Origin of the sequence: Blastococcus aggregatus (assembly GCF_900221005.1) — a bacterium.
Lineage (GTDB): Bacteria > Actinomycetota > Actinomycetes > Mycobacteriales > Geodermatophilaceae > Blastococcus > Blastococcus aggregatus.
This window is the reverse complement of the sequence record NZ_OBQI01000009.1, coordinates 20690-41945: the sequence shown is the minus strand read 5'-3', so window position 1 is coordinate 41945 and position 21256 is coordinate 20690. Positions and strand designations below refer to the sequence as shown.

The 21256-nt window shown below is 67.6% G+C and carries 12 protein-coding genes and 1 pseudogene; 7 read left to right on the top strand and 6 right to left on the bottom strand.

Annotated elements, in window-relative coordinates:
- Positions 1-407 precede the first annotated feature (407 nt).
- Together CRP29_RS21985 and CRP29_RS22480 are read left to right on the top strand one after the other, a co-directional pair.
- The gene (locus CRP29_RS21985; RefSeq protein ID WP_141437200.1) at positions 408-6803 is read left to right on the top strand and encodes a DNRLRE domain-containing protein; all 6396 of its coding nucleotides are present in this window, start codon (positions 408-410) and stop codon (positions 6801-6803) included.
- A gap of 32 nt (positions 6804-6835) precedes the next feature.
- Positions 6836-7141 (top strand): hypothetical protein, encoded by a 306-nt coding sequence (locus CRP29_RS22480; RefSeq protein WP_141437199.1) that lies wholly within the window; start codon positions 6836-6838, stop codon positions 7139-7141.
- A gap of 610 nt (positions 7142-7751) precedes the next feature.
- Here CRP29_RS22480 and CRP29_RS23690 read toward each other — a convergent pair.
- The 3 genes from CRP29_RS23690 to CRP29_RS21975 all read right to left on the bottom strand — a co-directional run bounded on the left by CRP29_RS23690 (position 7752) and on the right by CRP29_RS21975 (position 9701).
- Positions 7752-7883, bottom strand: coding sequence for a hypothetical protein (locus CRP29_RS23690; RefSeq protein ID WP_281256831.1), 132 nt, complete (start codon positions 7881-7883; stop codon positions 7752-7754).
- Positions 7884-8219: 336 nt separating this feature from the next.
- Entirely contained in the window at positions 8220-8741 is a 522-nt protein-coding gene (locus CRP29_RS21980; RefSeq protein WP_097197214.1) for a hypothetical protein, read from the bottom strand.
- Positions 8742-8744: 3 nt separating this feature from the next.
- Positions 8745-9701 carry a hypothetical protein gene (locus tag CRP29_RS21975; RefSeq protein ID WP_097197213.1) on the bottom strand — a complete coding sequence of 319 codons (957 nt, stop codon included), beginning with the start codon at positions 9699-9701 and terminating at the stop codon, positions 8745-8747.
- A gap of 957 nt (positions 9702-10658) precedes the next feature.
- On the opposite strand from CRP29_RS21975, the gene CRP29_RS23685 reads away from it, so the two are divergent.
- Entirely contained in the window at positions 10659-10937 is a 279-nt protein-coding gene (locus tag CRP29_RS23685; RefSeq protein WP_217991716.1) for an SDR family NAD(P)-dependent oxidoreductase, read from the top strand.
- 1 nt (position 10938) lies between these two features.
- A pseudogene (locus CRP29_RS23865) lies at positions 10939-11175 on the top strand (SDR family NAD(P)-dependent oxidoreductase); the annotation flags it as partial.
- Positions 11176-11454: 279 nt separating this feature from the next.
- On the opposite strand, the gene CRP29_RS21965 reads toward CRP29_RS23865, so the two are convergent.
- Both CRP29_RS21965 and CRP29_RS23460 read right to left on the bottom strand, forming a co-directional pair.
- Complete coding sequence (locus tag CRP29_RS21965) at positions 11455-11838, bottom strand: TetR/AcrR family transcriptional regulator (protein WP_281256833.1); 384 nt, start codon at positions 11836-11838, stop codon at positions 11455-11457.
- Positions 11839-12323: 485 nt separating this feature from the next.
- Entirely contained in the window at positions 12324-12527 is a 204-nt protein-coding gene (locus CRP29_RS23460; protein ID WP_245853188.1) for a hypothetical protein, read from the bottom strand.
- On the opposite strand from CRP29_RS23460, the gene CRP29_RS21960 reads away from it, so the two are divergent.
- The 3 genes from CRP29_RS21960 (at position 12429) to CRP29_RS21950 (ending at position 18562) form a co-directional block, all read left to right on the top strand.
- Positions 12429-15269, top strand: a complete 2841-nt coding sequence (locus CRP29_RS21960; protein ID WP_245853187.1) for an EAL domain-containing protein — start codon at positions 12429-12431, stop codon at positions 15267-15269. The genes CRP29_RS23460 and CRP29_RS21960 overlap by 99 nt on opposite strands.
- 769 nt (positions 15270-16038) lie before the next feature.
- On the top strand, positions 16039-17151 hold the full coding sequence (locus tag CRP29_RS21955) for an HD domain-containing phosphohydrolase (RefSeq protein ID WP_141437198.1): 1113 nt from the start codon (positions 16039-16041) through the stop codon (positions 17149-17151).
- 136 nt (positions 17152-17287) lie between these two features.
- Positions 17288-18562 carry a two-component system sensor histidine kinase NtrB gene (locus tag CRP29_RS21950; protein ID WP_097197209.1) on the top strand — a complete coding sequence of 425 codons (1275 nt, stop codon included), beginning with the start codon at positions 17288-17290 and terminating at the stop codon, positions 18560-18562.
- Positions 18563-18631: 69 nt separating this feature from the next.
- Here the strand turns inward: CRP29_RS21950 and CRP29_RS21945 are convergent, their stop codons facing one another.
- A complete protein-coding gene (locus CRP29_RS21945; protein WP_176523090.1) occupies positions 18632-21247 on the bottom strand; it encodes a putative bifunctional diguanylate cyclase/phosphodiesterase in 2616 nt (871 codons plus the stop codon).
- Positions 21248-21256 lie beyond the last annotated feature (9 nt).

The window sequence follows — 21256 nt, the reverse complement described above, 5'->3', positions numbered from 1 at the left end:
ACCGCCGCCTCCGGGGCCGGACGGTCGGGTCTGCAGTAGCGGCGTTGCCTGCAGATGTGGTCGCGCCGGTCTTCCCGCCTCTGACTGCTGCCAGCGAAGCGGAACTGACTGCCAGGGCCGGCGTCAAGACCGGCCGGTGCTAGCTCCCCGCTCGCTTGGTGCAACGAGCGGGTAGCCGTTTCCCTAGGCGCCGCCGTGATGAGTCGGGTGGGACGCATGGTGCGAGTGGGGCGGCGCCACAGTTCGTTCACAGATAGTGTTGCGCTGCGTAGTTACGTGGTGCCACTGTGTGCGCGGCTTTCTAGCCGGGCCGGTTCCGACCTCGCGGACCAGCGGCCTCACTTCCGAAAGCGGTCCTCGTGGGCACTCGGCACGTTGTCTCTCGTATCCGTTGGCAGGCCCGCGGCGTGGTGGTCGTTGCGCTGACAGCAGCCTTGACGACCGGAATGCTGCACGGAGTGCCGGCCTCTGCGGAGCCCGCTGACGCAACGCCGCCGTTGTCGCGCGGTGCGCTCGAGGGGGCCTCGGACGATCCAGTCCCGGTGCCCTCTGCGGAGGTTCCCGAGGTCGGCGGGGAGGTCGACTTCCCGGAGCTGCCGGACTATCCGGAGGAAATGGCTGCCCACCCGGTGCCGGAGGGGCAGATGGCGGCGCTGGCTGAAGCTGCGGCGAGCGGGCAACCGGTGGTCATTGACTCGCTGACCACGGAGTCGACCATCGCCCATGCCCAGCCCGATGGCACGGTGGAGGTCAAGACCGCGGCGGGCCCGGTGCGCACTGAGGTTGACGGGGACTGGGTTGATGTTGACACCACGCTGGAGTTCACCGACGACGGCGTGCGGCCGGTCGCAGTAACTGGCGATATCCGCTTCTCCGACGGCGGCAGCGAGGCGATGGCCGTCCTGGGCGACGGTGAGGGCACGACGTTGCGCCTGGGGTGGGACGGCGAGCTTCCCAAGCCGGAGCTTGCCGGCAACGTCGCCACATACCGCGACGTGCTGCCCAACGTCGACCTGGTGCTCACCGCCAACCGACTGGGGTTCGAGCAGCACGTCGTGGTGAACGAGCGCCCGTCAGGGGCCACCCTGAACGCGTTGACCGAGCTGGAGTTCCCGCTCGACGCGCGCGGCGCCACCGTGCGGGCGACCGACAAGGACGCGCTCGTCGTCGAAGACGGTGGCGAGGTGGTCGGCACCGGCGCGGCCCCGCTGATGTGGGATGCCCGGGTCGACCCGACCACCGACGAACCCGTCGCCATCCGCAAGGTGGGGCTCGAGCTGACTGACCCCACGGTGAACGGCACCGACGCCACCATGGTGCTGAGCCCCGATCGCTCGTTCCTCAACGACCCGGCCACGGTTTATCCGGTCGTGATCGACCCGACTCAGTCGTTGGGGCCGATCGGCACCACGTTCGTGCAGAGCAACATCATCAACACGCCGCAGGGCGGGTCGCCCGAGCTGCGCACCGGGTACTACCCGGGACAGGTGGCGCGGTCCTACATCAAGTTCGACGTCGAGCCCGTCTTCAACCGGGTTATTCAGGCCGCGACGCTGTACCTGTGGGAGACCCACACGTACTCCTGCACGCCGTTCCGGGTGGACGTCCACGAAGCCGGCGACTTCGACCCGAACACCCTGACGTGGAACGGTCAGCCCTGGATCGGGCCTTCCCTGGCCAACAACACTGTCGCCAAGGGCAACACCGGCTGCCCCGCCGACTGGGTCGACTTCAACATCACCCCGCACATGCAGAAGTTCTCCAACCTCGCCAACAACCCGCCGTGGATCATGGCGATGGCGGTGCTGACGCATGAGAGCGACCCTCGCGGCTGGAAGAAGTTCGGCTCCGGCAACGCCTGGGCGGTGCCGACCATCTGGTTCACCTATGACGGCAACTGCGACCAGTACGGCGGTCAGACCATTTGTGGCGCGATCCGCGACAAGTGGTGGGCCTTGGGCGGACCCAACTCCTTCCTGGGCTGGCCAGTCACCAGTGAGGGATGCGGCATCCGTGACAACGGCTGCTACAGCCACTTCGAAGGCGGCTCGATCTACTGGAGCAGCGCCAGCGGAGCGTGGTCGGTCAAGGGCGCCATCAGGGACAAGTGGGCGGCCATGGGCTGGGAGAACTCGTCGCTCGGCTTTCCGGTGAGCGACGAAGGCTGTGGTGCGCGTGACGGCGGCTGCTACAGCCACTTCCAGAACGGTTCGATCTACTGGACCGGGTCAACCGGCGCACACTCGGTCACCGGTCCGCCGCGCAGCCTGTGGGCTCAGATGGGGTGGGAGAACTCTTGGCTCGGCTACCCGACTGGGGACACCGTGCCTGTGGCCGGCGGGATGCGGCAGAACTTCCAGGGCGGGAACATCGTCCATGACGCGCGGTCGAATACCACGGTCGCAGGTGCTGGCACGCTCACTCACCCCACCCAGTACCAGCGGGTTACCCAAGCGCGCACCCAGCTCAAGGGTGTGGCCAAGCTCCGCACCGGCAGTGGTGACTACGACGCGGTTCGTTTCCAGTGGCGGCCGTACAGCCTGACCATCAGCGACGGGTGGGCAGATGTCGATATCTCAACGCTGCGCCTGTCTGACGAAAGCGGCGTGACGAGCCCCGACGGTTGGCTGCCGCTGGTGGCCGAGAACGGGGATAAGGCCTCCGCGCTCTACACCTGGAACGCCACAGCCAACATTCCGGTCGACGGGCTCATGCAGCTGCGCAGCTGCTTCCGACTCGTCGGCGGTGGTGAGCGCTGCAGCAGCGTCACGCAGATCACCGTCGACCGCGCTGGTCTGACCGGAGCAAACTCGACCGATGAAGTCGGCCCTGGCACCGTCAGCCTGCTGACCGGCGCCTATCTGGTTACCGGCCGCGACGCCGAGGTCACCGCTCCGCACGGCGGCCTGGCCGCCACCCGGACCTTCACCAGTAATGCGGCCGGTCTCGCCTCCGGCAAGCCTGCGCCCTTCGGCCCCGGCTGGCGGCTCTCGCTGGCTGTGGACGAGGCCGGCGCGGATTATGAATCACTCATCGATCGCACCGAGACGGTCCTAATTAACCGCGCTGACGGCACCCAGATGCCCTTCGTGCGACGGTCTGCAGCCGAGCCGAACATCTATGTCGCCGATGGGGAAACGAGCACCGAGGGCGCCACCCTCACCTGGACTGGCGAGACGTCCGGCGCCAGCAGTTACGTACTGAAGGACCTCGACGGCGACAAGGTCACATTTCGCCGTGCCGACGGCGGCAACGGCCATCTTAACGAGGGCACCTTCCGCGTCGAGACGATCGAGGCGATCCGCGGCAAGCTCGGCGCCACGGAGCAGCCCCCCGCCGTCACCAACGTGGAGTACACGGCCGCTGGCAACCCCCGCTGGCTGCTGGCCCCCACCGACGCCGGCGTCGTTTGCCAGAACCCACAGGTTGTGACGCCGCAGCCGGCCGGCTGCCGAGCGCTCGAGTTTGTCTACACCGGCACCGGTGCCAACGAGCGACTGCAGCAGATCAAGCTGTGGGCCACCGGCGCGGCCGCCGGAGCTGATGGTCTGGTCACCGGCAACTCGCCGGTGCAGGCGCAGCAAGTTGTGCTGGCTGCCTACTCTTACGACGGCGCCGACCGGCTGACCGCGGTGACCGATCCCCGAACTGCAGGCACCGTCTCCTACGGCTACCGGACCGACGGGCGGCTAAGCACGATTACCCCGGTTGGAGCGACCGCCCGCTGGACGCTGGGCTACGACACTCGTGCGCTACCCCGCCTGTCGTCCGCGGTTCTTGATGACGTGCCCGACACCGGCCTGGCCGCACAGCAAACCAGCGTGCGCTATGACGTGCCGCGCGACGGCAGCAACGGCCTGCCGCTGCTCACCGCCACCGAAGTGAAGCGCTGGGGCCAGACGTCTGCGCCGACCGATCTCACTGCCGTCTTCGACCCGGCGACTGTTCCTGACGCCACGCCCTCGACCGCCCAGTGGCGGGGCGCTACCCTCTACGCCCTGGACGTAAACGGTCGTACGGTGAACACCGCCAATTTCGGTGGCACCGCAAACCAGGACACCGGCGCCAATCAGGCCGCGGCATGGCGCATCGCCACCACCGAATACGACCCGCTCGGCAAGGGCAACGTGGTTCGCTCACTGACCGCAGGCAACCGCGATCGCGCCCTGGCGGCGTCGGATACCGCCGCGCAGGCTCGGCTCCTAGACACTGTCAACGTCTACACCGACGACGGCATGGACTTGCTACGCGCCTATGGCCCTGCGCGCCCGGTCGTGGTTGCGGCGGGTGACCGGAGCGCCAGCGCCCGTACCCGTACGACAACCACCTACGACGTGCAGGCCGACCATCCTGACATCGCCGGCGTTTTGCACCTGCCCATGCGCACCGTCACCGACGCCGTGGAGATCACGACCGCACTGCCCGCCGGGTCCACTGGCACCGAAGCGGGTCTCCCGGCGTTGGATGGCAAGGCGCGTACGACCGTGCTGGAATACGGCACTCCGAACGCATGGCGGTTCGGTGTGGCCACCGCTACCCGGGTTGACCCTGGCGGGGGAGCCGCGGAGGTCGTCACCCGACAGGTCATCGACGACCAAGGGCGTACAAGCTCTTCGACGTTGCCTGCTGGCGGCGCTAGTACCGCTACCGCTGCGACGACCATCAAGATCTTCTACGCTGCGACCAACATTGATGCGCAGTGCGCCAAGGCCGAATGGGCGGGCTGGTTGTGTAAGACCCTACCCGGCGGGGCGCCCAGCGCCGGTGCTGTGATTCCTACCAGCTGGATCGTTGGCTATGACGTCTACGGGAATGCAACCCGTACGGTGGAAACGGGGGCAGGCGTCTCTCGAACCACCGACGTTAGCTACGACGTTGCCGGTCGTGTCCGCCGCAGTATCACCACCGGTGTCGGTCCGGAAGTCGGCGTGCAGCGGCCGGTCACCGAAGCCACGTACAACAACGCTGGCCTTACCGTGCAGACAAGATTGCTGAACGCTGACGGGACGGCATTTGGCAGCGCTGCGGATGGCACGGCTCCAATTGTCCGCACGTATGACGCCTATGGGCGCCTGCGTACCTACACCGACGGTAATGGCCTGGTTAGTGCCTATAGCTACGACGCAATCGGCCGATTGGCCAACGTCAGTAACGACCACGGGACTCGAACGGTGGCCTACGACGAAAACGGGGAGCGGGGCAGCCTGCCCACGAGTATCGACGTCTCAGGGGTGGGCGTCTTCACGGCGACTTACGGCGCGGACGGGACACTTGTCCGGGAGGGCATGCCGGGCGGGTTCGCAGCCACCACCATCCGCGACGCGGGTGGGGACCCGGTCAGTGTCACGTACACCAAGAAGGCCACCGACGGCTCTACCAGCGAATGGCTCCGTTCCTCGGCGCTGATGACTCCGTACGACCAGGTCGACAGCTACCGGACAGTGGCCGTTACCGGCACGCCACGGTCCACGCAGTTCAGTTATGACAACCTCGGCCGATTGACTACCGCGGTCGATCGAACCCTTGGGGCGTCCGGAGCGCCAACCGGCGCCGCGTGCACCCGGAGTTATGGGTTCGACGTGAACTCCAACCGCATCTCGCTCGCCCAAGCTGCGGCCACCGGCGCGCCGGCTGGCACCTGCCCGACGACCATTCCGGCCACAGACTCCTACGCCTACGACACCGCCGACCGGTTGCAGCCCAATGCGGCTCGACCGACTCTTCGTTACGACGCGTTGGGCCGCACCCGCACGCTGGCGTCGATGGACACCGTCGGCGCCGGTGGAGACGTGGCGATCGACTACTACGTCGACGACCTCGTCACCTCCATGACCCAAGCCGGAAAGACTTCGACGTTCAGTCTGGATGCCGCCGCCCGGCGGACAGTGCGTATCGACAGCGACGCCGCCACCCCTAGTGTGAGCCGGAACACGACCAGCTTTTACACGGCGGAGGACGACAATCCCGATGTCGTGAAGGAGCCCGACAACAGCTTCACCCGTAATGTTCTCTCCTTCGGGGGACTGGTGGCCACCGTGACGAAGAGCGGCACCGCGGGAGCTGCCGTGACATTGCAGATGACCAACCTGCACGGCGACGTTGCCGCTACCGTCCCGTTGACAGCTGTGACGGCCAATGACCTCAAGACCATAGAGGTCACCGAGTACGGCGTTCCCCGGGTGGCACCGGCGGCCGGAGCTGCGCAGATGCGCTACAGCTGGCTCGGCAGTTACCAGCGCGATGCGAGCACACTCGGCGGCCTTACCCTCATGGGCGTCCGCTTGTATGCCCCTGGCTTGGGCCGCTTCCTGAGTGTTGATCCTGTTGAAGGCGGTGGTGCAAACGCATATGCATACCCCACTGACCCAGTTAATGGCCTGGATCTTGACGGTAAGAACTGGTTCAAGAAGAAGTGGAAGCAGGCAAAGGCTCAAGTAAAGAAGCACTACAAGTCGGTATCTATCAAGGTTGCTCGGGGCCTGTCGGTCGCCTCAACAGCCGTGTCGATCTGCCCTCTTCCCCAGTGCAGAGTTCTTAGTGCTGGACTCGGCGCGGCCTCTGCGGGTGCCTATCTGCTTGCGGGTCAAAAGGGGACAGCCCTTCGTCAGCTAGGAGCGACCGCCACCTCGTTTGTGGCTGGGGGCATGAAGTTTATGCAGGTGAGAAAGGTCAATAGGCACGTTGCGGCTCCGAAGAGAACTCAATTCACGTACCAAAAGGTCGCCGGCGTCCGCGGCCTAGCTGTCGCTGTAGGGTCCGGACGTATGTGGTGCGGCGCGTTCTATCCGGTGTACTGTGGATAGCTGCTCGTCATCTGCTGGCCAGGAGGCGATTCATGACTGAGGTGCCGGGGACCGAACCCCGCCTTTTCTCCAAGCGATGGTGGACGTCGTCGAACCCGTATTGGGGAGAGTGGCGGTCTGGTCCCTGGGGATATGTTTGCCTGGCGTTGTTCATCGCGATGGCAGGTGGTGGTGTGTTTTTCTTCAACAACACCCGCCAAGGCTGGATTACATTCGTGGTGACGGTGGGCCTAGTTCTCGCGGGGACGTTCACCGCGCGCCCGGGCGGGCGGGATGATCTTGCTTGGATTCGCCGACACCAAGCCAAGTATCAGAGCGACGAGCACCCGCAGGCCTGACGGCCGTGCCTGCACGGCCATCATCCGGACCCTGGGTGAGCCCACGAGCCGCTCCGGCGACCACGTCATCCGGCTGCGTGCGGTGGCCCATCCGGACATCGTTTTCTACTAGCTGTCGCGGGCGCACCGCAGTCTGCTGTTCACGGTGGCAGGTGCGGATCTCTGGCCAGCGCTAGCAGGGCCGACCATGCCGGTCGTCTCTGGCATCCACTCTGGCATCCACCTGTCGGCCCGACCGTTCTAGGCCCCGGTGCTGAATGACAGGAAGGCCCCCACCTGCCGAAGCGGATGGGGCCTTCTGCTGTGGCCGGGCGACCAGCCGGCCGGTGCGGGCCTCCCGTGAAGAAGGCGACCAGGAGTGTGTCGGGCGGGTACGACAGGAACGGATCGTGGTCTCAGGGCTGACTCGACGGCGCCCCAGGGCCGCCGACCAGGCGCGCGGCGTGCTCGTCCCACTCGATGACGATCGCGTCGCCGCCTTCATTGAAGCTCGCCAGCCGGTGCGGGAGCGGGTGGCCAACGCTCGTCCGCAGTCTCCCAGCGGCCTACTCCCGCAGGCCGACGAGCACGAGCGGCTCACCACAGACGTTCGTGGCCGCGCCCCCATCGCTCACGGGTAGCTGCCCACCTCGGCGGGCTGCAGCCCGATGCCCGCGGCCCGGGCGGTCACTTCGGAGCGCAGCAGTGCCCAGGTGTCGCCGACCTTGATGCCGGCCAGCTGGCCGGCGGTAGCCCGCTGCACCACGCGCTGCCGGGAGACGCCGAGCAGTCCGGTGGCCTCGGTGTGACGAGCGACGGGAGCACCGCGTCGTCGATGCGCCGGTGGAAGTCGTCGGTCGGCAAGCCCTTCGAGTGCATGCACCTGGTGGCCGATGGTTGGTGGCCTGGAGCGACGCCAAGTCGCTGCATCAATTTAGGGGGAGGTGCTGGGCAGCACGTCGACGGCCGCGGCGAGGTAGGTCTTGTCGGACTCGAGCTTGGGCGCTGCCATGCCGCCGACCCTAGGCCCTCGACGCGCAGGCGGATTCACTCTGTCGAGCTCGTGCTGATTAGCAACCTCTAAGAGCGAGAGGCGCAGTTAGCGCTTGAGCTCCTGGTACGCCCGCCGGAGTCGCTTCAAGGACATCGCCAGCAGCAGCATGAGATGCGCGAAGAGCAGTACCAGGACTGCGGACCACCAGCGGTTGACCGCCATCAGGTCGCCAGTCTTGGCGTCCAGAGAGCGCGTAGCGCTCGCCGCGATGGAGACACCCACCGTCATGAAGCCGACGAGCACCGCGTAGCTGACGTTCGCGAAGAGCTGGTCCAGAAGGCGGGGGAGCAGACCCTGCGGGGCTACCCTGGGATCCGCGGTCACCTGAAGCCGTAGCTGGAAGACGAACACGACGAGTCCGAAGAGGAAGCCAGCCAGGATCGCCAGGCCTCCGACGACCTCACCGATGCCCTGCAGCTGGACGTTCCAGATGGCGAGCGGGGCCCCGGCGGCGGCCGGCAGCCCGTAGAGCATGGCCCAGTCCTGCCACCGAGCCGTGTGAGTGCGCTCGTCCTCCAGGGTCCCGAGATGATCGCTGATCACCGGGCCGACGGAGAACTTGGTCACCGGTCAGACCTCCACCCTCATGTCCAGCACATCGGCCGGCCAGTCCCCGTAGCGGTCGCCAGACTGCCAGTCGGCACCGACAGCGAGGAAGAGTTCCGGGGCCATGTCCAGGAAGAAGTCGAACGCCTCCTCCGCGCTGGGTTCGGGCTCTCCGGTTGCCGTGATGACCCAGCGTGCGAGCGGGGCGCCAGGGTCGCCGAGGGCAAAGCGCTTCTTGCGTCCGTCCTTCATCATCTGGACGAAGACCTCGCCGACGTCGGCGTCGTCGACGCCGAAGAGCGCGCCGCGGTCGACGTTCCCGTTGAGCAGCTCCGACCAGAGCGACCGCGGGAAGATCCGTCGGCCTCGTTCGGGTGTGAGCACATGCTGCAGCTTGCCGACGATCTTCGGCGTGCCGACGTCTTCGATGTTCGGGCTGTGGCCATGCACGACCGCCGAGACCTCGGTCAGCTCGGCGCCCTCGTGCCATGCGCCGGGCACGACGAGGCCCTCGGAATGCCATGTGTAGTCCATGAACCGGCTGCGCAGCCACTTCCTCAGGGGCTCGATCAATGCCCAAGCAGCGGAGTCGTTGGCTGCGTGTTCCAGGAAGACGAGCAGGCTTGTTGAGCGCTCGGGCAGCGCCAGCATCGCCCGGACAGCAGCGGCCGACGACTCGAGCGTGCCCCGGGTGTGCGTGGTTTGCCCCGTCACCACGTGTCGAGTTGGGCCCTCGTCTCCGAAGTGGCCAGCGAACAGCTCCAGCCCGAGCGTTCGCCCGGAGGGGAGGTCGTTCTCGATGGAGACGTACCGCTCCTTGGCGTTGTCAACGAGTTCCGACGGCGGGAGCGCCGTGTAGAAGGCCCGCGCGAGGTGCAGGACGTCGTGCTTGCCTTCGATGGCAGACAGGTCCAGCAGCTCGTTCGGTCGCCGTCGGGTGGTCGCCCAGATGCGGGTGACGGTGACGGTTCTGCGCGGCATCTAGCTCTCCCCGGTCCGGCAGCGGGCGGTTCCGCAGCGCCGTCCCCGGAACCGTAGGTGACATCCACCGGCCCGGTCGTGCCCGGTCCTTGCCGGAGGCTTCGGTCCGCGCGCTGGCCCGGCGACGAATCTCCCCGGACGTGCTCGGAGATCATTTGCCGGACTGGCAGTGTGGGAGAAGCGACAGGTGCAGAGGAAAGCCGGCCTCTTTCGCCATCCCGGCTCGTAGGACTTTGCCGCCCGGCGAGGTGGAAGCCCGTCCCAGCAGTAGCTGTTCCCAGTAGGAGGGCGTCGCGCCTTCCGCAGCACGATCGTCGGAGGGCGGCTCGACGGTCCTCGTCTGCAGGCTAATGCCGCCTGCCGCGCGGGGTCCCCTGCCGGCGAGCGCTCAGGCCGTGCCTTACGCGTGCCTTAAGCACCGGCCAAAGCCGGTGGTCAGCGGTCAGCAGGGGGCAGCACCGTTAAGGCACGGGGGCGGCGCCGAGGCTGGGCTGAGCTGCGCAAACGGGCATACGAGCTGGTCAGTGCGTGGAGCGGGTGACCGGGATCGAACCGGCATGGCCAGCTTGGAAGGCTGGGGCCTCCAAGCGTCATCTGTGCAGGTCAGCGCCATATCAGGCGGGTGTCGTGCCTTCCGCGTGCCTCCGTGCTACACGTGGCGCCGGAAGAGCAGATGGTCGCTATAACCGAGCCGTCGCCAGTCGAGTGCCCGGTCCATGGCCCTGCCGCGCGGGTCAGGGAGCCGCTGTCTCGGCGGAGCAGTCCTTCGAGATCGCGAACGAGTCGCGAACGTCGTGATCTCGCGCGTGGAGACCCGGAACGGCCACCGGCTGCGGATCTGGGTGCCGAAGCTCGGCCGAAATCCTGCTCCGCCCCTCGAGGTCGAGACGCTGACCTGGCAGACGACGGACCTGTTCTCCGGCTTTCTCAAGACCCGTATGGGCCGGGCGACGAGGGGTGACGAAGCCCGGGCCGCTTCACGGCAAGCGGACGCTCATCGCAGGAGGCGGCTCCGGCATCGACCGCGCCGTCGTCGATGCCTTCCGGGGCTCCGGTGCCCGCGTCGCCGTGCTCGAGCGGGACGGAGAGAAGCTCCGCGCCGTGCGCGATCAGGCCGCTGGAACACCCGAAGACGTGATCGTCTGGCGGGGGGACGCGACACGGCCCCAGGACGCCCAGAAATTGGTCCACCAATGCGTGGCCGACTGGGGCGGGCTGGATACCGTCGTCAACTGAGTTGGGATCTTCGACTTCTATAAGGGGCTGGGCGACCTCGATCCGCGAACCCTTCCCGACTCTTTCCACGAGATGTTTTTCCGTGAACGTCCTGTCCCACCTCGTCGTCGTGCAGGCCGCGTTGAAACCGCTTCACCAGTCGCGCGGATCGGCGATCCTGGCGGCTTCCTCTTCGGACTTCTACTCCGGCCGGGGCGGAGCCCTGTACGTCGCGTCGAAGTTCGCTGTGCGAGGCTGCGTCACGGCGCTGGGCCCACGAGCTCGCGCCGGACGTGCGGGTCAACGGAGTGGCCCCTGGCGGCACCGTGCGTACCGACATGCGCGGGCCTTTCCGCGCTCGGCCTCGACAGCGCCAAGATCGAGGAAGGGCCGGGGCGTGAGCAGGACCTCAAGGCCCTCACGTCGCTGGGTGTCGCGATGGCCCTGCAGGACCATGCGGTCGCGTACGTCTTCCTCGCCTCCTCAGGCGCCGACGGCATGACCGGCACGTTCCTGCACCCGGACGGCGGGCTCGCCGTTAGAGGCTGACGGACGCGCCGCGGGCCGGGACGCCCAGACCGGCGGACGAAGCCCGGCCCGTCCAGCCAGGGAGTGCGGGGCAAGCTAGGAGGATCGCGACGAAACGGCGGCCCTCCCGGGCGGCCTCGAAGCGCATGGCGTCCTGTGTCGTCGCCGTCAGATGTTCCTGCAGCCTGGTCAGCGCCGAAACGTCCGGCGGCCCGCACCGTACCGCCTCGTCGAGCTCGCCTAACCAGCTCACGTGCTCGTCGAAGAAGAGTGACTCCTTGCTCGAGAAGTGGTTGAAGCTGGTCTGGACCGAGACCGATGCGGCGGTCACGATGTCTGCCACGCTCCCCGCCTCGAAGCCTCGCTCGCCGAACATCTGCTCCGCTCGGCGCAGGATGTCCGATTGTCGCCGCGCCTTCCCGCAGCGCCGCCTATGCCGATCCCGTCGGGCGTCGGCGCGTCGGGAGACAGCATCGCTGCTACCTGCCGGGGATGTTCCATCTCTTCCTCTTCAACTGGCGGCCCGCGTCAGGCGATAGGTCTTCGTCGCCGGAGCGATTGATCGTGAGGTCGCAGCGCTCCTCCATTGTCCGGAGAGTCGCGACAATCTTGGCTTGGGCCTCCTCGACGGTGCTGGTGCGGACGGGCCGAGCATTTCGATCTCCGCGGCGAGGTCCTCCGGCGGACGGTCTGGGTGTGACTCGCGAAACGGTCTGTCACATACGTTGTGACACATCAGTGGCATGGCGAGCCCGTTCTGGCGCGCACGAACGCGAATCGCTGACGCAAACGACAAATGTGTTCGAGGCTCCCCCCATGGAGGGACGAATGGCCCGGGCTCCTACATGAAGAACCGCCCCCGCCGATAACCAGGGTGGATCAATTGAGCTCCAGAGTCGCTGGGGTGATGCGCGAGCAACGGGGGCTGACATGGTTGCTGAGAATGCTGTGGGTGGAACCTCCACGCTTATCACTCGACTGCTTCTGCGGGTTGTAGCCGATGAGGCCGGCGAGCAGGCGGTTGACCGCGTACTCGATCGGGCTGGGCTGCTTCCGCAGAAAACGCATCTGCAGAGTGCTCACGGCCGGGTGCCGTACTCCGTCAAGCTCACCCTCTTCGAAGCGGCCGCTCGTGAGCTCGGTGACCCGCGTATCGGACTGAGGATGGGGGCAGCCGCCCTGGTGGATCCTGCGCTGGCGCCCATCCGGGCGTTGACGCGGGCGCTCGGGTCTCCTGCTGCCGCGCTTCGCCACGTATCGCGGGTGTCGACGCGTCTGGACAGCACGGCGGTGTTCCGCTGTGTCGCGGCACAGGCCGGAGAGGCGGAGCTGGCATGGCATGTCCTGCCAGTGCGTCGACCTACGCGTGTGGACTGCGACTACAGCGTCGGCATGCTCGAGCAGGCTCCTGTGCTCTTCGGTCTGCCGCCGGCGCGCGTCGCGCACAAGGCCTGCCAGGTAGATGGTGCGCCCGAGTGCGAGTACACGGTGACCTGGCGGGAGCATCGCGCCGGAGCGATGTGGCGTCGGTGGCGGGGGCATGCAGTGGCCGGCGCGAGTCGCCAGGATGCTGTCGTGCACGCCGAAGAGCGGCTGCGCGGGCTGCATTCGGCCGCGAGCGACCTGGTCAGCGGGGCCTCACTGGAGGAGACGTTGAACAGCGTCGCCGAGCGTGCCGACGGGGCCGTCCATGCCCGCGGGCACCTGCTCGATCTCCGCTTGCCGAACGGAGTCCGCCATGTGCGGTCCCGCGGCCTCGACCCATCGTTGTTGGAAACCCTCAGGGAAACGTCGTTGGAGCCAGGAATCCGCTGCGTCGAAGGCGCGGAGGTGCTGACAGTGACCGTTGCCTCGGCAACCCGGAAGTACGGAATGCTGGCTGCGGTGGTCAGCCCCGGGCAGGCATTCTTCCCGGAGGACGAGGACCTCCTCGCCGCATACGCGCAGCACGCGGCGGTCGGCATCGAGATGTCCGTGCTGCTCGGCGAGGCCCGTGAACAGGAAGAGACCGCTCGGCTGCTGCTCAGGGTCGCCCGGTCGCTGGCCGGGCGCCAGACGGTAAGCGCCGTCGCGCAGTCGGTGGCCGAAGCCGTTCCGTTGCTGTCCGGCGCCGACCGTTCCGCTGTCGCGCTGTGGGAGCCAGGGGTGGGAAAGGTCTGGTTACCTGGCTCGAGCGGATGGCCGGCGGACCTCGTGGAGCGGGTGGCGCAGTACGTGACCACCCCCGAGGAGAGCCCCGAACTGCGCGAGCTGATGGCCGCCGGGCTTCCGATGATCGTCAACCGCGGCGGCTCAGCGTGGGCACGCGACGTGCTCGATGAGTTCGGTGTCGAGGCCATGGGGTGGGTTCCCATCAGGGTCGACGACCAACTTGTGGGCATCATTCTCGCGCACTGGGTGGAGAGCGCGCCCCCGCCCGTCCTCGGAGAGGCGCTCACCGAGCGGCTCTGGGGACTCGCTGGGCTGGCCGGGGTGGCGCTGGACAACAGTCGGCTCCTGGACGAGATCCGACGGCAGGGCTCGCACGACGCGCTCACCGGCCTGCCCAACCGCGCCCTGTTCGAGGCCCGGCTGGAGTCCGCTCTCGGAGAGGTGGATCGGGAGGGCGCTCAGGTCGCTGTTCTCTTCTGCAATGTCAGCCGGCTGAAGAGGATCAACGACAGCCTCGGGCACGGGGCCGGGGATGAGCTGCTGCGGCAGGTCGCAGGTCGCTTGAGCGCCGCGGTGGTGCGGGAGGGGGACACCGTGGCCCGCTGCAGCGGGGACGAGTTCGTCGTCCTTCTTCCCGGCGTCGGAGATTCGGATGCTGAGGACGTCGCGGCCAGAGTCCGGAGCAGCCTGACCGCGCCGATGCGCGTCGGTGGCGAAGAAGTGTTCGTCGACCTCGCCATCGGCTTCGCCGTCGCGGACGCGGCGCCCCTCGCCGGACCACAGAACCGCCGCCAGCTCAGCCAACGACTGATCGAGCGCGCGTACGAAGACATGCACCGGGCCAGGGCCGAGGCCCGTGGACTCGTGCACCTGGAACCGTCGCCGGATCGGTTGCGGGTGGAAACGGAGCTGCGCGGCGCGGCCGGCCGCGGTGAGTTCCGGGTCCATCTCCAGCCGCAGATCGATCTGGCCAGCGGCCGGGTTGTGGCGGTGGAGGCCCTCGCGCGCTGGTACCACCCGGAAATGGGACTGGTGTCTCCGGGCCTCTTCGTGCCCATCGCCGAGGACAGCGGAATGATCGAGGAGATCGGGGAGTACATCCTTCGCGAGGCCTGCCGCGTCGTCGCGGGCTGGCGTGAGCAAGGGATCGATCTGGAGCTGGCAGTGAACGTCTCGGCCGTCCAGCTGAACAAGCCCGACTTCGCCGAGCTGGTGCATCAGGTCCTGATGGAGTCCGGGCTGCCGTGTGACCGGTTGGTCGTAGAGGTCACCGAGAGTCAGGTGATGTCGCAGGTTGCTGCTGGCAACGGCAACCTGCATCGGCTGCGGGAGCTGGGTGTGGGCATCTCCGTGGACGACTTCGGAACCGGATACTCGTCATTGGCGCAGCTGCGTCGCTTGCCGGTGACCGAGGTGAAGGTCGATCAGGCTTTCACGGCGCAGCTGACAGATGAGGACTCCGCTGCCTTCGTGGCCGGCATTGTGGGCCTCGGGCAGGGGCTCGGGCTCCGCGTCGTGGCCGAAGGGGTCGAGACCTCGGCCCAGCTGGAGGCGCTGCGAGGCATGGGATGCCACCGTGTGCAGGGCTATTTCTTGGGTCGGCCGGCTGATCCGGCTGCCGTGCTCGAAACCCTCCTCGCCGGGACGTTGGTGCCGATTCCGGTTCCCGTGTAATCGTCCGATATCCAGGCTGGTCACGGTAAGTCCTTGTCAGGCGCCTGAAGGGGGCGGTGGCCAGGGCGGAATACGGGGGAGACTTGTGCGCGGGCGTGTGCGTCCGAGGCACCGCGTCGGGCCGCATCGACCACGCAGGCGTCGTTGATGGGTTAGCCCATTCGTGTTGTCTAATATCCCGTCTATCCGTGCGGTGTGACGGTAAGGTTGTCGCCTTGCGCCTCCCGGCTGTTACCGCGGTGGGGAAGCACCCGGTGGTCTCGGAACGTGCACGGCGGTCGCTTACTGGTCGACGCTGGAGGGCGGTTAGCGCTGTCGCCAGACGGCACGGCCACGGGCCACCGGATCTTGAAATACTCAGCCCGGCGGCAATTGCGCCCCGCGAGTCAGCGGGGCGATAATTTCAGGCCCGGTGCGCTAGCGGCCTTGTCAGTCCCATACTGGCCCGTCGATGGCTCTCCGGTGTGCTGTGCTGGGATGAGGCGCCGGGTCACCTGATCAGCAAGCTAGAGCCCCCGCCGCGATCGAGGGCCGGCCGGTCGCACGGTTCCTCGAGCAGGCTTCCCGAGCGCCGCGGACCGCCTGACGCGTTCTGTCGCTGTCATCGGAAAAGTGGGCCCTTCTCCTTGAGTCAGGCGCCGTCGGTGCCGAAGAAGCACTCACGGCGTTACGTCGCCGACCGCAATGCCACGGTCCTCCAGGAGTCCCCTTGTCTTTTTCTGCGCAGTTGCTTTCCCGGCCGGTCGCTGATGCCCCGCCCATCCTGTTGGTGGACGACGAGATGGCTATCCTCGACGGGCTGCGGCGCCAGCTGCGGAAGCGCTTCAACGTGCTCACGGCCAACGGTGGCGCGGAAGCGCTCGAACTGATGAAGTCCGAGCCGGTCTCCGTCGTCGTCTCCGACATGCGGATGCCGCAGATGAACGGGGCAACCTTCCTGTCCCACGTGCGGTCGCTCTACCCGAACGTCGTGCGGATTCTGCTGACCGGGCAGGCCGACACCCAGGCCGCCATCGCCGCGGTGAACGAGGGGCAAATTTACCGCTTCCTCACCAAGCCGTGCCCTCCCGAGGTGCTGCTTGAGGAGATCGGCAGCGCTGTCGAACTCAACCGGCTCGTGACCGCGGAGAAGGAACTCCTGGGCACGACCCTGCGCCGGACGGTGGAAGCGCTCACGGCCACGCTCTCCCTCGCGCAGCCAGCCGCCTTCGGCCGGGCCGTGCGCATCACCCGCACCGTCAGCGAACTCGCCGAGGCCCTCGGAATCGAGGAGTCCTGGGAACTGGAGGTGACGGCGATGCTATCCCATCTCGGCGCGGTCACCCTGCCGCCGAACGTCCTGCAGAAGCTCGACACCGGGAGGCCGCTGAACGAGGAGGAAGCCGAGATGGCTGACCGGGTGCCCGAGGTCAGCCGCAAGCTGGTCAGCGCCATACCGCGACTGGAAGGCGTGGCCGAAGCCATCGCGTGGCAGCAGGTTCGCTTCGACGGGCGGATGGCACCTCCGGCTGCTCCGCGGGGTCCCGATCTCCCCCTGGCGGCGCGGATCCTGCGCGCGGCGACCGACTTCGAGCTTGGCAAGTCCCAGCGCCCCTCCGTGCACGACACGCTGACCGCGATGAGCGGCGACGCGGGCGCCTACGACCCGTGCGTCCTTGAGGCCCTCATCGGCCTGCATGGCGACGGGGAACTCCATGACGAGCCCCAGGAGGTCGACATCGACGAGCTGGAACCGGACATGGTGATCTTCGACGACATCTTCACCACCGACGGCGTAATGCTCGTCAGCCGAGGCACGGTCGTCACCGATTCCCTGATCCTTCGCCTGGAGAACTACATCAGCCAAGACCGCGTCGGCCGCCGAATGCGCGTCCAGGGATAGCCCCTTCCACCGCCGCTGGGCAATGAGCGCTGATTCGGCGGTGGCTCAGCAGCGACAGCCATCCCTCGGCCGACTCGACCAGCCGACCGTGAAGTCCCGTGCTAGGGACTGCCGACCATGAACGAGCGGAAACCTCATGCACGCACCTGATCGCCAGACGCCTCTCACTTCCCAGGACGAAAAGCTCCGGGCGCGGCTGGTCGCGCAAGGTACTGAGCTGGCCCGTTGCGCGGCGGTGCTCGAGGCCGGCGACGACTCGATCATCATGATGTCGCCGGAAGGCCGGGTCACTGACTGGAACGTCGCGGCGGAGCAGTTGTACGGGTGCCTGCGGGAGGAGGTGCTGGGTCGGCAGCTCGACGTCCTGGTCACGACCGGCAATCCGGGCCTGCGCGAGGCGCTGGCCATGGTGCTGGCGGGAAACAGGGCAACCGTCGAGACGGTGCACGTCGGTTCCGACGGCTCGATGAGGCACACATCGGTGAGACTCTCGCCCATCGCGGATGCCAACGGCCAGATCTTCGGCATCGCGGGCGTCGCCCGAGACGTCACCGACTACAAGGTGCGCGAAGCCGAGCTCCACCAGGAGTCCAAGCTCGAATCGCTGGGACGGTTGTCCGCCGGGCTGGCGCACGAAATCAACACACCGATCCAGTACGTCGGCGACAACGCCCGTTTCCTGGAGGAGGCCTACACGGAACTCATCCGGGTGGTGGAGGTGTACCGCGGGCTGTTGGACACCTCCAACCCGATCGGTTGGCTCGAGCGGCAGGAGCGGGTGCGCGAGGTCGAGGCCGGCATCGACTTCGACTACCTCGAAAAGGAGATTCCCAGCGCGGTGGAGCAGACGCTGGAGGGGATCGAGCGGGTGGCGCGCATCGTGCGGGCGATGAAGACCTTCAGTCACCCGGGGCATCAGGAGCAAGTGCCGGCTGACCTCAACGAGGCGCTCGAGGCCACGGTCACGGTGACGCGCCATCAGGTGAGCGACGTCGCCGAGTTGATCGTGGAGCTGGCCGACCTGCCTCCGGTGCTGTGCAACATCGCCGACCTGAATCAGGTATTCCTCAACCTGATCGTCAACGCGGCAGACGCCATCGAGGAGACCGGGCGTCCCGGTGCGATCACCGTCACGACGGCGGTCGACGGTGACGAGGTGATTGTCCGGATCAGTGACACGGGCGGCGGGATCCCCGACGAGGTGCGGGCGAAGATCTTCGACCCGTTCTTCACCACGAAGGATGTCGGTCGCGGCAGCGGACAGGGCTTGCCGCTTGCTCGCGGCGTCGTGCAGGAGGGGCACGGCGGCACGCTCACGGTGGAGTCCGTCCTCGGGCGGGGAACCACCTTCACCGTGCGGCTGCCGATCGACGGACGGCCGACGACTGTGCCGGCGGGGTTCGGCGTCTGAGCTCGTCTTCTGCGTTGATCGCGGGGTGAGCTTGAGCCCGGTTGGGTGTGGGCCGCACGGGGCGCGCAGTCAGGCAGAGGCGCGTTCCGCAACCGGCGATCCTGCCACGCGGGTGGCGGCGTGCGTCTCGGCACTCTCCCCGGCCACGAGAGCCATGATCGTTTCGGCATCTACGGGGCGAGAGAAAAGGTAGCCTTGGGCGAAGTCGCAGCCCAGTTCGGCCAACTGCCGATGCTGCTCATCGGTCTCCACGCCCTCGGCGACGGTGCGCAGTCCCAGTGCTCGGGCCAGTTCCACGATGGCGCGGGTGACGACGTCGGCGTTGTCGTCCCGGCCGAGGCCGTCCACGAACTCACGGGCGACCTTGAGCATGTCGAGGGGAAACCGGCTCAGGTAGGCCAGCGACGAGTAGCCGGTGCCGAAGTCGTCGATGGCGATGCGGACCCCGACGGCCTTGAGCCGGTCGAGGTTGGCGGCGGCGGCGTCGCGGTCCTGCATGAGGACGGTTTCGGTGATCTCCAGGGTCAGCCGGTGCGGTTCCAGGCCCGTGTCGGCCAGGGCTGCCTGGACGGTCTCCACGGTGGTCGGGTCGGTCACCTGGCGCGCGGACAGGTTCACCGTGACGAGGAGGTCTGCCGGGCTGCTGGAGGACTGCACCCAGCGCACGGCCTGCCGGCAGGCGTCGCGTAGCACGAACTCGCCGATCTCCATGATCAGACCGGTTTCCTCGGCCAGCGGGATGAAGGTGTCCGGGGGGCGGTTGCCGTCGACGGGGTGCTGCCAGCGGATCAGCGCCTCCGCCCCGATGGTGCGGCCGGCGCGCAGGTCCACTAGCGGCTGGTAGGCGACGGTGAACTCGCCGCGGTCGAGGGCGGCGGCCAGTTCGGCGGCCGGATCCGGTTTCTCGGGGGTGGCGTCGCCGAGACCGGCCTCGTAGAAGACCGAGCGCTGGCGGCCGTTGCGCTTGGCCGTGTACATCGCGACGTCGGCGTGATTGATGAGAGTGGCGATGTCGGTCCCGGCGTCGGCGAAGGCGACGCCGATGCTCGCGCCGATGGTGGCCTCCCGCCGGGCGCCGAGGTCGATCGGGAGGTCCAGCTGCTTCCGGATGCGGTCGAGGACGCGGTGCACACCGGACTCGTCGATCGGACCGTGCACGAGGACGGCGAACTCGTCGCCTCCCAGGCGGGCGGCGGTGTCGGCCGATCGAAGGCATCTGCTGAGCCGTTCGGAGAAGACCTGGAGCAGGATGTCGCCGGCCTCGTGCCCGTAGGTGTCGTTCACGGGCTTGAAGCCGTCGAGGTCGATGTAGAGGACGGCGGGCCAGAGGCCGTTGCGGGCGGCGAGGTGGACGGCGTGCTGCGTGCGGTCGAGGAAGAGGGTGCGGTTGGGCAGTCCTGTGAGGGCATCGTGCATGGCCTGGTGCCGGAGCTTCTCCTTGAGCTCGGTCACGTGGCGCAGGTCGGTCTCCAGTCGGCCGCGCTCCAGCGACGTGGCCAGGTGTCGAGCGAAGGGCTCGAGCAGGGCGAGGTCAGTGCTGGCGAAGGTGGCGACGTCGCCGAGCCGGTCGGCGATCAGCAGCACGCCGTGCACCCGGTTCTCCGTCCGGAGCACCGACACCATGGCGTCCTTGAAGCCTCGCTGGGCGGCGTACTCGTCCAGGCGTGACCCGCGGACCTGGCCGGTCCGCGCGGTGAGCACGCCGGTTGCCGTTGCCGATGCGATCAGCTGCTCGATGCCTGCGCTGTGCGTCAGAGGCAGCAGAGCCGTCGGTTCCTGCCCGTCGCGGCTGCGGCTCACCGTGATGGCGCCGTCCTCGCCGAGCAGGATGAGCTCACCGACCTCGGCGCGGAAGGCGCCGCGGACCGAGGTGAGGAAGTTGGTCAGCGCGGTGGAGGCGTCGTCGCTGTTGTAGAGCAGCGAGGTGATCTCGTGCAGCAGTCGGAGGTTGTTCTGCTGTTCCCGGGCCTTGGTGTAGGCGCGGTAGGAGCTGATGAGCAGCACGGAGGGCAGCACGAGCAGCATCAGCGCCGTGGGGTTCTGCAGGGCCAGGTACGCCGCGAGCAGGCCGATGGCTGCCACCCCGACGGCGAACGGCAGGGAGAGCATGAGCATGTGCGGTAGCTCGCGCAGGTGCAGCGCGCCTTCGGAGATGCTGAGCGCGGCGAACAGGCAGAGGTCCGCCGCGAGCGTGACGGCTGCGACGGCGACCAGGGCTGCCGCCCAGCGCCACGGGCTGTCCCAGTCGGTGTTCGGAGCCAGCGCGGCGAACACGGCCACGGCCAGCGAACCGGTGAGGGCGTACTGCGCCAGGTTGAAGGCGAGCTTGAGCCCGGTCTGGCGCTGGCGCAGGACCAGCACCAGGCCGACGCCCACCAGCTGGGTCACGACGACCGTCGTCGGCTCGGCCAGGTAGAGCCCCGCGACGAGCACCAGGTCGGTCAGCGAGAACCCATGCGAGTCCCGCTTCAACTGGACCCACACCTTGATGACCTCGCCGGCGGCGAAGGCGGCGATCCAGGCCCACCAGGGGAGGTCGACCGGACCGCCGAGCCCCGGCAGGTCCCGGACGACGATGACGAACACTGCCACCGCGGAGAGCGACATCACTGCCACGAGCAGCGCGATACGCCGGCTCGTGGTGAACCAGGGACCTCGCCGAGCCTCGGGGCGTGCGTTCGTCATCGTCGTCGT